Below are 14,571 nucleotides of genomic sequence, written 5' to 3' on the forward strand. Positions count from 1 at the left end.
TTGGGACGGGCGATTTATTTCATAAACAAACCAACATTTGGTAAGTAGCTTATGATATAGTATAGCCTATCCCACAAAAGAAAAGAAGTCATATTTGTATATTTTGTATAAAATTCATGAAAAAACGACCGGAAAATTGCATATAGTGAAAAATTTAACAAACACAGAATAAAGTAGAGAAAAAGGCTTGAACTTTCAAAAGAAATTGGTTAAAATAAAGGAAGCTTGGGACGGGCATAAGTCCCATCAAGTTATCACATTTACAAATTCTAGGAGGAATTAAAAATGGCAGTAAGAGTAGCAATCAATGGTTTTGGCCGTATTGGTCGTCTTGCTTTCAGACAGATGTTTGGAGCAGAAGGATATGAAGTAGTAGCAATCAACGATTTAACAAGTCCTAAAATGTTAGCACACTTGTTAAAATATGATTCATCTCAGGGTAAATATGAGCATGCTGATGAAGTATCTTCAACAGATGATTCTATCATCGTTTGCGGTAAAGAGATCAAAATCTACGCATTCCCAGATGCAAACAACTGCCCATGGGGAGATTTAAAAGTTGACGTTGTATTAGAGTGCTCCGGTTTCTATACAAGCAAAGAAAAAGCACAGGCTCACATCAATGCAGGTGCTAGAAAAGTTGTTATCTCTGCTCCAGCAGGAAATGACCTTCCTACTATCGTTTATAATACAAACCACGAGACATTAAAAGCTTCTGATACAATCATTTCAGCAGCTTCCTGTACAACAAACTGCTTAGCACCAATGGCAGATGCATTAAACAAATATGCTCCGATCCAGTCTGGTATCATGGTAACAATCCATGCTTATACAGGTGATCAGATGACTCTTGATGGACCTCAGAGAAAAGGTGATTTAAGAAGATCACGTGCAGCAGCAGTTAACATCGTTCCTAACAGCACAGGTGCTGCAAAAGCAATCGGTCTTGTTATCCCAGAGTTAAACGGTAAATTAATCGGATCTGCTCAGCGTGTACCAACCCCAACAGGTTCTACAACAATCTTAACAGCAGTTGTTAAGAAAGCTGGCGTAACAAAAGAAGACATCAATGCAGCTATGAAAGCAGCAGCTAACGAGTCTTTCGGTTACAACGAGGATGAGATCGTTTCTTCCGATATCGTAGGAATGAGATTTGGTTCATTATTTGATGCAACTCAGACAATGGTTAATCAGGTATCTGATGACCAGTACGAAGTTCAGGTTGTTTCATGGTATGACAACGAGAACTCTTACACATCTCAGATGGTTCGTACAATCAAATACTTCAGTGAGTTAGCATAATCGACGGGTTACGATAACTATATGCGACTTTTAGCAGGTCCGGTCCTATTGGACCGGGCCTGTTTTTATACCCCAATTATATAAAAGGAGGACATATTTTATGTCATTAAACAAAAAATCTGTAGACGACATTAATGTAAAAGGAAGAAGAGTACTTGTAAGATGTGATTTCAATGTTCCGTTAAAAGATGGAAAAATCACAGATGAGACACGTATCAACGCAGCTCTTCCTACTATTCAGAAACTGATCAACGATGGTGGAAAGGTTATCCTTTGTTCTCACCTTGGAAAAGTTAAAAACGGACCAAACGAAGGCGAGTCTTTAGCTCCGGTAGCTGAGAAACTTTCTGAGAAACTTGGCAAAAAAGTAAACTTCGTATCTGATTACAATGTAACAGGTGAGGCAGCTACAAAAGCAGTTGCTGAAATGAACGAAGGAGATGTTGTATTATTACAGAATACACGTTTCCGTGGCGCTGAGGAGACAAAGAACGGCGAAGAGTTCAGCAAAGAATTAGCTGATCTTGCAGACGATTATGTATGCGACGCATTCGGTTCCTCCCACAGAGCACATGCTTCTGTTGCAGGCGTTACAAAATTCATCACTGCAAAGGGTGGTTCTAACGTAGTTGGTTACTTAATGCAGAAAGAGATCGATTTCCTTGGAAACGCTGTTGAAAATCCGGTAAGACCGTTCGTAGCAATCCTTGGTGGTGCAAAAGTTGCAGATAAATTAAATGTTATCTCTAACTTATTAGAGAAATGCGATACATTAATCATCGGTGGTGGTATGGCATATACTTTCTTAAAAGCACAGGGATATGAGATCGGTAAATCTTTAGTAGATGATACTAAGATCGATTACTGTAAAGAGATGATGGCAAAAGCAGAAAAACTTGGAAAGAAATTACTCCTTCCGGTAGATGCTGTAACCATCGCAGATTTCCCGAACCCGATCGATGCTCCGGTAGAAGTTACTGTATGTGACGTAAAAGATATGCCGGCTGACAGAGAGGGATGCGACATCGGACCAAAGACTCAGGAGTTATATGCTGATGCAGTTAAGACAGCAAAGACTGTTGTATGGAACGGACCGATGGGTGTATTTGAGAACCCGACATTAGCAGCTGGTACGATCGCAGTTGCAAAAGCACTTGCTGATACAGATGCTACAACAATCATCGGTGGTGGTGATTCCGCAGCAGCCGTTAACCAGTTAGGTTTCGGTGACAAGATGAGCCATATCTCTACAGGTGGTGGAGCTTCCCTTGAGTTCTTAGAGGGTAAAGAATTACCAGGTGTCATGGCAGCCGATGATAAGTAAAAATAGTTGCAGTGTAAAGTTGGCTGCCATGACGCCTTAGTTATGGCAGCCGACGATAAATAAAAAGTTGCCATAAAGTGAAAATGGCTGCCATAACGCCTTAGTTATAGGCAGCCGACGATAAATAAGAACTGTCATAAAGAAAAAATGGCTGCCATAACGCCTTAGGTATAGGCAGCCGAAATAAAAAGCTGCCATAATGCCTTGGTATGGTAACAGATGATATGTCAACAAACTTTAAAAATGGGAAAAAGAGGATAAAATCATGGCAAGAAAGAAGATCGTAGCCGGTAACTGGAAAATGAACATGACTCCAAGCCAGGCTGTTAAATTAGTAGAGGAATTAAAACCATTAGTAGTAAGCGATGATGTAGAAGTTGTTTACTGTGTACCAGCAATCGACATCGTACCTGTTGTTGAGGCTGTAAAAGGAACCAACGTAGCAGTAGGTGCCGAGAACATGTACTATGAGGAGAAAGGTGCTTACACCGGAGAGATCGCTCCTGAGATGTTAGTAGATGCTGGTGTAAAATACGTTATCATCGGTCATTCCGAGAGACGTGATTACTTCAAAGAGTGCGACTGCATGTTAAACAAAAAAGTGAAAAAAGCTTTTGAGCATAACTTAACACCAATTCTTTGCTGCGGCGAGACATTAGAGCAGAGAGAGATGGGAATCACTTTAGACTGGATCCGTATGCAGATCAAATCTGACTTAAAAGATGTTACTGCAGAGCAGGTAGCTTCCATGGTAATCGCTTATGAGCCGATCTGGGCTATCGGAACAGGAAAAACAGCAACCACAGAGCAGGCTGAGGAAGTCTGCAAGGCAATCCGTGACTGTATCAAAGAAGTATACGGCGCTGACACAGCAGAGAAAGTACGTATCCAGTACGGCGGATCTGTAAATGCGGGTAATGCAGCAGAATTGTTTGCACAGCCAGATATCGATGGTGGTTTAGTTGGAGGAGCTTCCTTAAAAGCTGATTTCGGTAAAATTGTAAACTACAAATAAATCATAATCAGGTTAAGGGGATTCTATCTGGGAGTGAAAACAGAAAGAATCCCCTTTTCACTTGATATGTGTGGAAAAAGTGAAATATATGAAAAAGAAAATAATATGGATACTGATCTGCGTTCTGATACTGATCGGCGGGTGGAATGTAACTGCAAGAGAATGGAATCAGGCAGAAAGCGCGGATTTTGAATATAAAGAAAATAATGCAAATGCGAGAGCACAGAGTTCTGACGGGCAAAATATTTCATTAGAAGATGTTTTACAGGAAACTGAGACATCTATACAATATGGTGAGTTAAACAGTGAATCGAAAACTGAGAATATAACAGGTAATTCTGAAAATTCATCGACAGACAATGAAAAAGATGATGAAGAAAAGGATGCTGATGATAGTATAAAAACAGGGTCAACAAAGAATACGGCAGATGATACATATAATACAGTCAGAGAGGATAAAACGATAAAAAATGATCTGGAAGAAGATGAGTCAGACGAAGATTCCTATGAATATGAAACCGGATATATATTTGTGGGAGATTCCAGGTTTTATCTGATGAATGAAGAGTGTAAAATCGAAGATATCCCCAATTTTTTTGTGGTGTCCTGTCCGGGAATGGGATATGCATGGCTTGCTGATACGGCATTTCCGAAAGTACAGTCGCTGCAGAGACAGCATACGGAAATCAAAAACTGGGTTGTGATCTGTGGATTAGGAGTCAATGACTTGACATCAATCCGTTCCTATCTGAATAAATATCGCAGATGGCCGGACAGTTCAAAACTTTATCTGTTGTCTGTGAATCCGACAAATACAGGCGCTCCGGCAAGATGTAATAATCAGAGGATTGAATCATTTAATAACCGCATTAAGAAGGTTGAGAATGCTACATATATCGACTGCTACCGGTATTTGGCGAAACTTGGGTTTGGAACAAAGGGAGACGGAATTCATTATGATTCATATACCAACTGGGCGATTTATTCCTATATATTAGGACAGCTCAATAAGGATGCAGGTGAAGACCTTGTCACAGAAGTTGAATGTCAGGCAAAAGCAAAGAAACTGGAAAAACAGTTAAGCCAGAAAAACTATTGAAAACAAATGAGGTTATCAGTATAATGGTTCTGGATTAGGAGAATCGTATACTTGTGATAAATGGAAAGAGAATAGAAAGTGAGGAAACAAAACATGAGTAAGAAACCTACCGTATTAATGATCTTAGACGGATTTGGTCTGAATGAAAAAACAGAAGGAAACGCCGTAGCACAGGCAAAAACACCGGTGATTGACGGACTTATGAAAGATTATCCGTTTGTAAAAGGAAATGCAAGCGGTCTTGCAGTTGGTCTTCCAGACGGACAGATGGGTAACTCTGAAGTAGGACATTTAAATATGGGAGCTGGCAGAATCGTATACCAGGAGCTGACAAGGATCACAAAAGAGATCAGCGATGGTGATTTCTTCAAAAATCAGGCATTATTAGATGGTATGGAAAATGTAAAGAAAAACGGTTCTGACCTTCATTTATATGGATTATTATCCAATGGTGGTGTACACAGCCATATCACACATCTGTTTGGACTTCTTGAAATGGCAAAAAAAGAGGGCGTAAAGAACGTATATGTTCACTGCTTCTTAGACGGACGTGACACAGCTCCGACTTCCGGTAAAGAGTTCATCGAGGAGTTAGAGGCTAAGATGAAAGAGATCGGTGTTGGTAAGATCGCATCCATTTCCGGACGTTACTATGCAATGGATCGTGATAACAGATGGGATCGTGTGGAGAAAGCATACAAAGTGCTGACCACAGGTGAAGGAGAGGCTGCCGAGAGCGCAGTAGCAGCAATGGAAGCATCTTATGCAAAAGATGTGACAGATGAGTTCTTCGTTCCAACTGCAATTACAGAGAACGGCAAACCGATCGCAACAATCAAAGACAACGATACTGTTATTTTCTTTAACTTCCGTCCTGACCGTGCACGTGAGATCACAAGAACATTCTGTATGGATGATTTTGATGGATTTGACCGTGGCGCAAGAAAGAACGTAAAATACATCTGCTTCACAGAGTATGACGTGACGATTCCGAACAAAGAAGTTGCATTTAAGAAAGTAGAACTGAAAAATACGTTTGGTGAGTATTTAGCAGCACACAATATGACTCAGGCAAGAATCGCAGAGACAGAGAAGTATGCGCATGTTACATTCTTCTTCAACGGTGGTGTGGAGGAACCAAACAAAGGTGAGGACCGTATCCTTGTAAAATCCCCGAAAGTAGCTACCTATGATTTACAGCCGGAGATGAGTGCACCGGAAGTCTGCGATAAATTATGCGATGCGATCCGTTCTGAAAAATATGATGTCATCATCATCAACTTTGCAAACCCGGATATGGTTGGTCATACCGGAATCTTAGACGCAGCAATCAAAGCAGTTGAGACAGTCGATACCTGCGTAGGAAAAGCAGTTGAGGCATTAAAAGAAGTAGACGGACAGATGTTCATCTGCGCAGATCATGGTAATGCAGAGCAGCTTGTAAACTATGAGACAGGCGAGCCGTTAACTTCCCATACAACCAACCCGGTTCCATTTATCCTGGTAAATGCAGATCCTTCCTACACCTTAAAAGAGGATGGATGTCTTGCAGATATCATCCCGACTATGATCGAGCTGATGGGAATGGAGCAGCCGGCAGAAATGACCGGAAAATCTTTACTGATCAAAAAATAATAAAAAAGATGTGAAAGTCATATAGAAAGACAAAAAGAGGTGTCACAGTTGTGGCAGTAAAGCAGTTAAAACTTTAAAAATGTATCATTTATAATAAGAAGGCAGTCGCAAAAACTGGTCTATGATCAGAAGGTGTGGCTGCTTCTTTTTGTGAGAATAAGAGTATATAAATAAAAATATAAGTATTACTTATAATATAATAAAAATTATACAAAAATACTAATAAAAAGAACACAATTTTCTATATCGCAGATCCGGGTGCATATGGGCAAAGTCATTGACTTTCCAAAAGACTATGTATTATAATTTTTGGGTAACATCAGAAAATGATATGGTGTTCATAACACCGGAAAAGAGGACAAAGAGGATGAGTAGCAAAGTATTTCAGCCAGTTAAAGAGGGAAAAGTACGTGAAGTATATGATAACGGCGACAGCCTGATCATTGTAGCGACAGACAGAATTTCTGCTTTTGATCATATTTTGAAGAATAAAGTCACAAAAAAGGGTGCGATTCTGACTCAGATGTCTAAATTCTGGTTTGATCTGACAAAAGATATCGTTCCAAATCATATGATTTCTGTTGAGGTGAAAGATATGCCGGAGTTTTTCCATGAGGAGAGATTTGACGGCAACAGTATGATGTGTAAAAAATTAGAGATGCTTCCGATCGAGTGCATCGTGCGTGGATATATTACAGGCAGCGGCTGGGAGAGCTACAAAGAAAACGGTACCGTATGTGGTATCAAGCTGCCGGAGGGATTAAAAGAGTCTGATAAGCTGCCTGAGCCGATCTTTACACCGAGTACAAAAGCTGAGATCGGTCTGCATGATGAGAATATCTCATTTGAGCGCTGCAGGGAGATCTTAGAGAAAGAGTATCCGGGAAAAGGTGCTTCCTACGCAGAACAGATCAAAGATTATACGATTGCTTTATATAAAAAATGTGCCGAATATGCACTGACAAAAGGTATCATCATTGCAGATACCAAGTTCGAATTTGGTTTAGATGAGAATGGCAATGTTGTATTAGGAGATGAGATGCTTACACCGGACAGCTCCAGATTCTGGCCATTAGAGGGTTACAAACCGGGACAGGGACAGCCGTCCTTTGACAAACAGTTTGTAAGAGACTGGTTAAAAGCCAACCCGGACAGTGATTACCTGTTACCGGATGATGTCATCGAAAAGACAGTGAATAAATACAAAGAGGCATATGAGCTTCTGACAGGCAAGAAATTTGCATAGTGGAAAAATCCTCTGAACACCAGTGGGCAAATTTTACATGGTAAAATTGCATTTTTCTTCGAAAAACAAGGAGGAAAATCCTCTCCTCGCTGTGGGGCTCGGATTTTGCTTCGCAAAACAAGGAGGATTTTATGGACAACAATGGATTTGTGAAAGATACACCATGGCAGACAAATGGCGACAGCGGACTGCATGAGGAATGTGGTGTATTCGGAATGTACGATTTTGATGGCGGAGACGTTGCATCCACGATTTATTATGGTCTTTTTGCATTGCAGCACCGTGGACAGGAGAGCTGTGGTATTGCAGTCAGTGAAACAAACGGGCCAAAGGGAAAAGTAACCTCATACAAAGGGATGGGATTGGTCAATGAGGTATTTACGCAGGATAATTTAGAGCCTATGCATGGCGATATCGGTGTCGGACATGTCCGTTATTCGACGGCAGGAGCTTCTACCCGCGAGAATGCACAGCCATTGGTTCTTAATTACGTTAAGGGAACACTCGCGCTTGCCCACAATGGAAACCTGATCAATGCAATGGAACTGCGTAAGGATTTAGAGTATACCGGAGCAATTTTCCAGACGACGATCGACTCTGAGGTCATCGCCTATCACATTGCCCGTGAGCGTTTAAATTCAAACAGTGTGGAAGAGGCAGTGGGACGTGCCTGCCAGAAGATCAAGGGTGCGTTTGCACTGGTAGTGATGAGCCCGAGAAAGTTAGTCGGAGCGCGTGATCCGTACGGTTTTAAACCGCTCTGTATTGGAAAACGTGACAATGCCTACATTTTGGCATCCGAGACCTGTGCACTTGATACGATCGGTGCAGAGTATGTCCGTGATGTATTGCCGGGTGAGATCGTTACGATCACACCGGAGGGCGGTATCCAGTCGGATCTTTCCTTAGCACTGCCAAAAGAAAAAGAAGCACGCTGTATTTTTGAATATATTTATTTTGCAAGACCGGACAGCCACATTGACGGTGTGAGCGTTTATGCATCCAGGATCAAGGCAGGACGTTTCCTTGCCATGGATTCACCGGTGGATGCTGATCTTGTTGTCGGTGTTCCGGAATCCGGAAATGCGGCAGCACTCGGTTATTCCCTGCAGTCGGGAATCCCATATGGCACCGCATTTGTGAAAAACGGATATGTCGGAAGAACTTTCATCAAGCCGAAACAGAGCAGCAGAGAGTCAAGCGTGCGTGTAAAATTAAATGTTTTAAAAGAAGCGGTAGATGGAAAACGTATCATCATGATCGATGATTCCATTGTCCGTGGTACAACGTCAGACCGTATCGTAAAGATGCTGCGTGACGCAGGAGCGACAGAAGTACATGTAAGGATCAGTTCACCACCATTTTTATGGCCGTGCTATTTTGGAACGGATATTCCGGAGCGGGAACAGTTGATCGCATACAACCGTTCCATCGAAGATATCCGTAAGATCATCGGTGCAGATTCCCTTGGTTACCTTGGGATTGAGCGTTTAGAGGAGATGGTTGGCGGATTAAACATCTGTAAGGGATGCTTTACCGGTACTTATCCGATGGAGCCGCCGAAAGAAGACATCCGCGGAGATTTTGAGAGATAATTAAACACTATTAAGGAGAATAGAAATGAGTACAGACAGATATACAAGTCCATTATCTGAGCGTTATGCCAGCAAGGAGATGCAGTATATTTTTTCACAGGATAAAAAATTCCGTACATGGAGAAAATTATGGATCGCATTAGCTGAGACAGAGATGGAGTTAGGACTTTCCGAGAATGGAAAGCCGGTCATTACACAGGAGCAGATCGACGAGTTAAAGGCACATGCCGAGGACATTAACTATGATGTCGCAAGAGAGCGTGAGAAACTGGTTCGCCATGATGTTATGAGTCATGTATATGCATACGGACAGCAGTGCCCGAAAGCGGCAGGAATCATCCATCTTGGAGCAACTTCCTGTTATGTTGGAGACAATACAGATATTATTTTAATGCGTGAAGCATTGGAATTAGTTCATAAAAAACTGGTCAATGTTATTGCAGAACTTGCAAAATTTGCAGATACCTATAAAAATCTGCCGACACTTGCATTTACCCATTTCCAGCCTGCACAGCCGACGACCGTTGGAAAACGTGCGACACTGTGGGCACAGGAATTTATCATGGATCTTGAGGATCTTGAGTATGTCATGGGATCTTTGAAACTGCTTGGTTCAAAAGGAACAACCGGAACACAGGCAAGTTTCTTAGAACTGTTTGACGGAGATCAGGAGACGATCGATAAGATCGATCCGATGATCGCTGCAAAGATGGGATTTAAAGAATGTTACGCAGTTTCCGGACAGACTTACTCCAGAAAAGTAGATACCAGAGTTGCAAATATTCTTGCAGGCATTGCGGCAAGTGCGCATAAGATGTCAAATGATATCCGCCTGTTACAGCACTTAAAAGAAGTAGAAGAACCGTTTGAAAAGAACCAGATCGGATCTTCCGCTATGGCATATAAACGCAACCCGATGCGTTCTGAGCGTATTGCATCTTTATCACGTTATGTCATGATCGATGCATTAAACCCGGCGATCACCTCTGCAACACAGTGGTTTGAGCGTACCTTAGATGATTCCGCAAACAAGAGACTTTCCATTCCGGAAGGATTCCTTGCGATCGATGGTATCTTAGACCTGTGCTTAAATGTAGTAGATGGATTAGTAGTATATGATAAAGTCATCACCAAACATTTAATGGCAGAGCTTCCATTTATGGCAACAGAAAACATTATGATGGATGCTGTAAAAAATGGCGGCAACCGTCAGGAGCTGCATGAGAAGATCCGTACTTTATCCATGCAGGCGGGCAAGACTGTCAAAGAAGAAGGAAAAGACAACAATCTGCTTGAACTGATCGCAGCAGATCCAGAGTTTAACCTGACATTAGAGGAACTTCAGTCAACGATGGATCCGGCAAAATATGTGGGACGTGCACCGATCCAGGTAGATAAGTTTATCGCAAATGTGGTAAAACCGATCTTAGATGCCAATACAGCAGAGCTTGGAGTAAAAGCTGAGATCAATGTATAATCCGATCAGAAAATAAGTAAATGAAAATCCTGCTGGAAGTTCCGGCGGGATTTTTATTTTTTTTGTTACAATTTCACTGTTTTGTCACTTACAAATAAGATTTCGTCCTGTTACAATCAAAGTATCATAAGTATTGGAAAAGGAGAAGATTATTATGGCAAACAGAATTATGTTAAACGAAACATCTTATCACGGAGCAGGAGCAATCGAAGAGATCGCAACAGAGGCAAAAGCGCGTGCATTCAAAAAAGCGTTTGTATGCTCAGATCCTGACCTGATCAAATTTGGTGTCACAAAAAAAGTAACAGATATTCTGGATAAAAACGGACTTGCTTATGAGATCTATTCTGATATCAAAGCAAATCCTACGATCCAGAACGTACAGCATGGTGTAGAGGCATTTAAGAAAGCAGGTGCTGATTATCTGATCGCGATCGGAGGCGGCTCTTCCATGGATACTTCCAAAGCGATCGGAATCATTATCGCGAACCCGGAATTTGAGGATGTCAGAAGTCTTGAAGGCGTTGCTCCTACGAAAAAACCATGTGTACCGATCATTGCAGTACCTACAACCGCTGGTACAGCAGCAGAAGTTACAATCAACTACGTTATCACGGATGTGGAGAGAAAGAGAAAATTTGTCTGTGTTGATCCGCACGACATGCCGGTGATCGCGATCGTTGATCCGGATATGATGTCCTCCATGCCAAAAGGACTGACAGCTTCCACCGGTATGGATGCCCTGACACATGCAATCGAGGGATATACAACTAAGGCTGCATGGGAAATGACAGATATGTTCCATCTGAAAGCAATCGAGATCATTTCAAGATCTCTGCGTGATGCAGTGGATAATAAGAAAGAGGGACGTGAGGGAATGGCACTTGGACAGTACATTGCCGGAATGGGCTTCTCTAACGTAGGTCTTGGAATCGCTCATTCCATGGCACATACCTTAGGTGCTGTCTATGATACACCACATGGTGTGGCATGTGCGATGATGCTTCCGATCGTTATGGAATACAACGCTGACTGTACCGGAGAAAAATACCGTGAGATCGCCCGTGCAATGGGAGTCAAAGGTGTGGATGATATGTCAGTGGAAGAATACCGTAAAGCTGCAGTTGATGCGGTACAGAAACTTTCTGTGGATGTCGGAATCCCAACAAAACTTGAGGCATTAAAAGAAGAAGACCTTGATTTCCTTGCGGAATCTGCTCATGCAGATGCATGTGCTCCGGGTAACCCGAAAGATGCCAGTGTGGAAGATCTTAAGAATCTTTTCCGGAAACTGATGTAATTGCAGCGGTGAAATCATAGAATGTACGCTTTATGATTCGTATATTGTCATAAGTAAAAGAAAACCTTTCAGGCATAATTGTTTTGCCTGGAAGGTTTTTTTGTAACAGAAATGTTTATGAATGTAACATTTTCCTGCATCAAACCAACCCGTATTTATGAAATACAGTCTGCAGTTCTTCCGGCATGGCAGATGCAAGGGCATGTGCGAGTTCTTCGGCAGAGCATTTGCGATAGCCAAGCACCCACTGTACGGTCATATAAATGGAACCCTGGCAGTACATTTCTAACTGAAACAGCAGCTGACGGGAAAGTCTGCACGCCATGCGTGTCTCAAGCTGTTCGGCGTAAAAGGCACAGATCAGTTGAAAATCATGATCTCTCAGACAATTCTGATCGTCATTTTTAAAAGCTGCTTTAAAAAAGAGCTTTTCCTGCTGGATATAATGAAATTTATTTACCAGTCCTTCATACACAGTTTTCCCTTCACCCATATGTTCGAAAGATTCCAGTAAAATTTTATCAAAATACCAGTTGATAAGGTCATACTTATCCTTAAAATTCCGGTAAAAGGTCTGGCGTGTCACGCCGCAGGTCTCCACAATCTCCGTGACGGTGATCTTCTCTACGGAGGCGGATTTCATGCATTCTTTCATTGCGGTGGCAAGTTTGTATTTGATGGTTTCATTTGTTTTATGTTCTGATGGCATGGGAAAATCTCTTTCTTTTTACGTTGTGATTAGTTCGTGCTGGTCTGTATTTTATTCCGCAGTGTTCCTTCTTATCTGGCACTGCTCATAGCTTAATACATTATACCATACATGGTCAGGAACAAAGCGAATTTATAGAGATTTTATAAAGTGGTATTTTAAGAAAAAACAACTTGTTAACACATGCATACAAGTTGTATGCTGAAAGTATAGAAGAAGTAGTTTATATCTGAAAGGAGAAGGGATAATGAGTAACGCAAAGCAGACGATTGAAGCCGGAAAAGCGGTACTGGGGATTGAATTCGGTTCAACCAGGATCAAGGCGGTTCTCGTGAATGAGGCAGGGGAGCCGGTCGCATCCGGTGCACATGACTGGGAAAACCGTTTAGAGGAAGGAATCTGGACATACAGTCTGGACGATATCTGGACGGGACTTACCGACTGTTATGGCAGATTAGCAGAGGATGTAAAGGAAAAATACGATACGGTGATCACATCACTCGCAGCGATCGGATTTTCCGGAATGATGCATGGCTATATGGCATTTGACAAAGACGGGGAGTTACTTGTACCGTTCCGCACCTGGCGCAATACGATCACGGGGGAGGCTGCGGCAGCACTTACAAAGGAGTTTTCCTTTAATATTCCGCAGCGCTGGAGTATCGCACACTTATATCAGGCGGTCTTAAACGGAGAAGAACACGTAAGCAGTATTTCATATTTTACAACGTTAGCGGGATATATTCATTGGAAACTGACAGGCGAAAAAGTACTCGGTGTCGGCGAGGCATCCGGTATGTTCCCGATCGACGCGAAGACAAGAGATTACAATCAGGCGATGATCGATAAATTTGATGCGCTTGTGGCACCGAAGGGATATCCGTGGAAGCTTCGTGACATTTTACCGAAAGTTCTGGTTGCAGGAGAAAAAGCAGGAACATTGTCGGCTGAGGGGGCAAAATTATTAGATAAGAGCGGTAATCTTTCCGCAGGCATTCCGCTCTGCCCGCCGGAGGGAGATGCCGGAACCGGTATGGCAGCAACTAATTCCGTTGCAGTACGCACAGGAAACGTATCAGCCGGAACCTCTGTGTTTGCAATGGTTGTTCTTGAGGAAGATTTAAAGAATGTGCATGAGGAACTGGATATGGTGACTACGCCATCTGGAGACACTGTTGCAATGGTTCACTGCAACAACTGTACATCGGATCTGAATGCATGGGTTGGACTTTTTAAAGAATTTGCTGAAGCATTCGGATTAAAACCGGACATGAACGAATTGTTTGGAACACTTTACCGGAAAGCATTAGAGGGAGATAAAGACTGCGGAGGTCTGATTTCCTACAATTATTTTTCCGGCGAACCGGTAACCGGTCTGAATGAAGGACGTCCGCTTTTCGTGCGCAGACCAGACGCACATTTTACACTGGCAAACTTTATGAGAAGCAATCTTTATGCATCACTTGCCACTTTAAAGATCGGTCTTGATATTCTGTTAAAAGAGGAAAAAGTAAAAGTAGACCGTATTTACGGTCATGGAGGACTGTTTAAGACAAAAGGAGTCGGACAGGGAATCCTTGCAGCGGCTATGGATGCACCGGTAGCGGTTATGGAGACCGCAGGTGAGGGTGGCCCATGGGGCATGGCACTGCTTGCATCTTACATGGTTCACAAAAAAGAGGGTGAAACATTAGAGCAGTACTTATCTGATCGGATCTTTAACGGGGAAACAGGAACTGTCATGGAACCGGATCCTTTGGATGTGGCAGGATTCGATGCTTATATTGAAAGTTATAAAAAGACACTGGAAGCAGAAAAGGCAGCCGTAGAGACGATGCCGATCTTATAAAAATTATATCAGGAGGATAT

General features: G+C 42.2%; 11 protein-coding genes. 10 read left to right on the top strand and 1 reads right to left on the bottom strand.

Translation table 11 applies throughout. From position 1 onward, the window contains the following. The first annotated feature begins 285 nt into the window (after positions 1–285). The 9 genes from gap (at position 286) to fucO (ending at position 11,993) form a co-directional block, all read left to right on the top strand. Positions 286–1,302 (top strand): type I glyceraldehyde-3-phosphate dehydrogenase, encoded by a 1,017-nt coding sequence (gene gap, locus DW650_RS15450; RefSeq protein WP_015521575.1) that lies wholly within the window; start codon positions 286–288, stop codon positions 1,300–1,302. Positions 1,303–1,402: 100 nt separating this feature from the next. After that, complete coding sequence (locus DW650_RS15455) at positions 1,403–2,626, top strand: phosphoglycerate kinase (RefSeq protein ID WP_118210443.1); 1,224 nt, start codon at positions 1,403–1,405, stop codon at positions 2,624–2,626. Positions 2,627–2,891: 265 nt separating this feature from the next. Continuing rightward, on the top strand, positions 2,892–3,641 hold the full coding sequence (gene tpiA / locus DW650_RS15460; protein ID WP_006858104.1) for a triose-phosphate isomerase: 750 nt from the start codon (positions 2,892–2,894) through the stop codon (positions 3,639–3,641). Between the two features lie 88 nt (positions 3,642–3,729). Then, positions 3,730–4,740 carry a hypothetical protein gene (locus DW650_RS15465; RefSeq protein ID WP_118210444.1) on the top strand — a complete coding sequence of 337 codons (1,011 nt, stop codon included), beginning with the start codon at positions 3,730–3,732 and terminating at the stop codon, positions 4,738–4,740. A gap of 93 nt (positions 4,741–4,833) precedes the next feature. After that, entirely contained in the window at positions 4,834–6,375 is a 1,542-nt protein-coding gene (gene gpmI / locus DW650_RS15470; protein WP_118210445.1) for a 2,3-bisphosphoglycerate-independent phosphoglycerate mutase, read from the top strand. A 367-nt stretch (positions 6,376–6,742) separates the two neighbouring features. Further along, positions 6,743–7,621, top strand: a complete 879-nt coding sequence (locus tag DW650_RS15475; protein WP_243102988.1) for a phosphoribosylaminoimidazolesuccinocarboxamide synthase — start codon at positions 6,743–6,745, stop codon at positions 7,619–7,621. Between the two features lie 131 nt (positions 7,622–7,752). Continuing rightward, positions 7,753–9,216 carry an amidophosphoribosyltransferase gene (gene purF / locus DW650_RS15480; protein ID WP_117922226.1) on the top strand — a complete coding sequence of 488 codons (1,464 nt, stop codon included), beginning with the start codon at positions 7,753–7,755 and terminating at the stop codon, positions 9,214–9,216. 25 nt (positions 9,217–9,241) lie between these two features. After that, on the top strand, positions 9,242–10,693 hold the full coding sequence (purB, locus tag DW650_RS15485; RefSeq protein ID WP_118210447.1) for an adenylosuccinate lyase: 1,452 nt from the start codon (positions 9,242–9,244) through the stop codon (positions 10,691–10,693). A gap of 154 nt (positions 10,694–10,847) precedes the next feature. Next, positions 10,848–11,993, top strand: a complete 1,146-nt coding sequence (gene fucO, locus DW650_RS15490; protein WP_118210448.1) for a lactaldehyde reductase — start codon at positions 10,848–10,850, stop codon at positions 11,991–11,993. 139 nt (positions 11,994–12,132) lie between these two features. On the opposite strand, the gene DW650_RS15495 is transcribed toward fucO, so the two are convergent. Beyond that, positions 12,133–12,702, bottom strand: a complete 570-nt coding sequence (locus DW650_RS15495) for a TetR/AcrR family transcriptional regulator C-terminal domain-containing protein (protein ID WP_118210449.1) — start codon at positions 12,700–12,702, stop codon at positions 12,133–12,135. Positions 12,703–12,949: 247 nt separating this feature from the next. On the opposite strand from DW650_RS15495, the gene DW650_RS15500 reads away from it, so the two are divergent. Next, positions 12,950–14,551: a xylulokinase gene (locus tag DW650_RS15500; RefSeq protein WP_118210450.1), complete on the top strand. Its 1,602-nt coding sequence runs from the start codon at positions 12,950–12,952 to the stop codon at positions 14,549–14,551. Positions 14,552–14,571: the final 20 nt, after the last annotated feature.

Source organism: Roseburia sp. AM23-20 (genome assembly GCF_003470905.1).
Taxonomy (GTDB): Bacteria; Bacillota; Clostridia; order Lachnospirales; family Lachnospiraceae; genus Roseburia; species Roseburia rectibacter.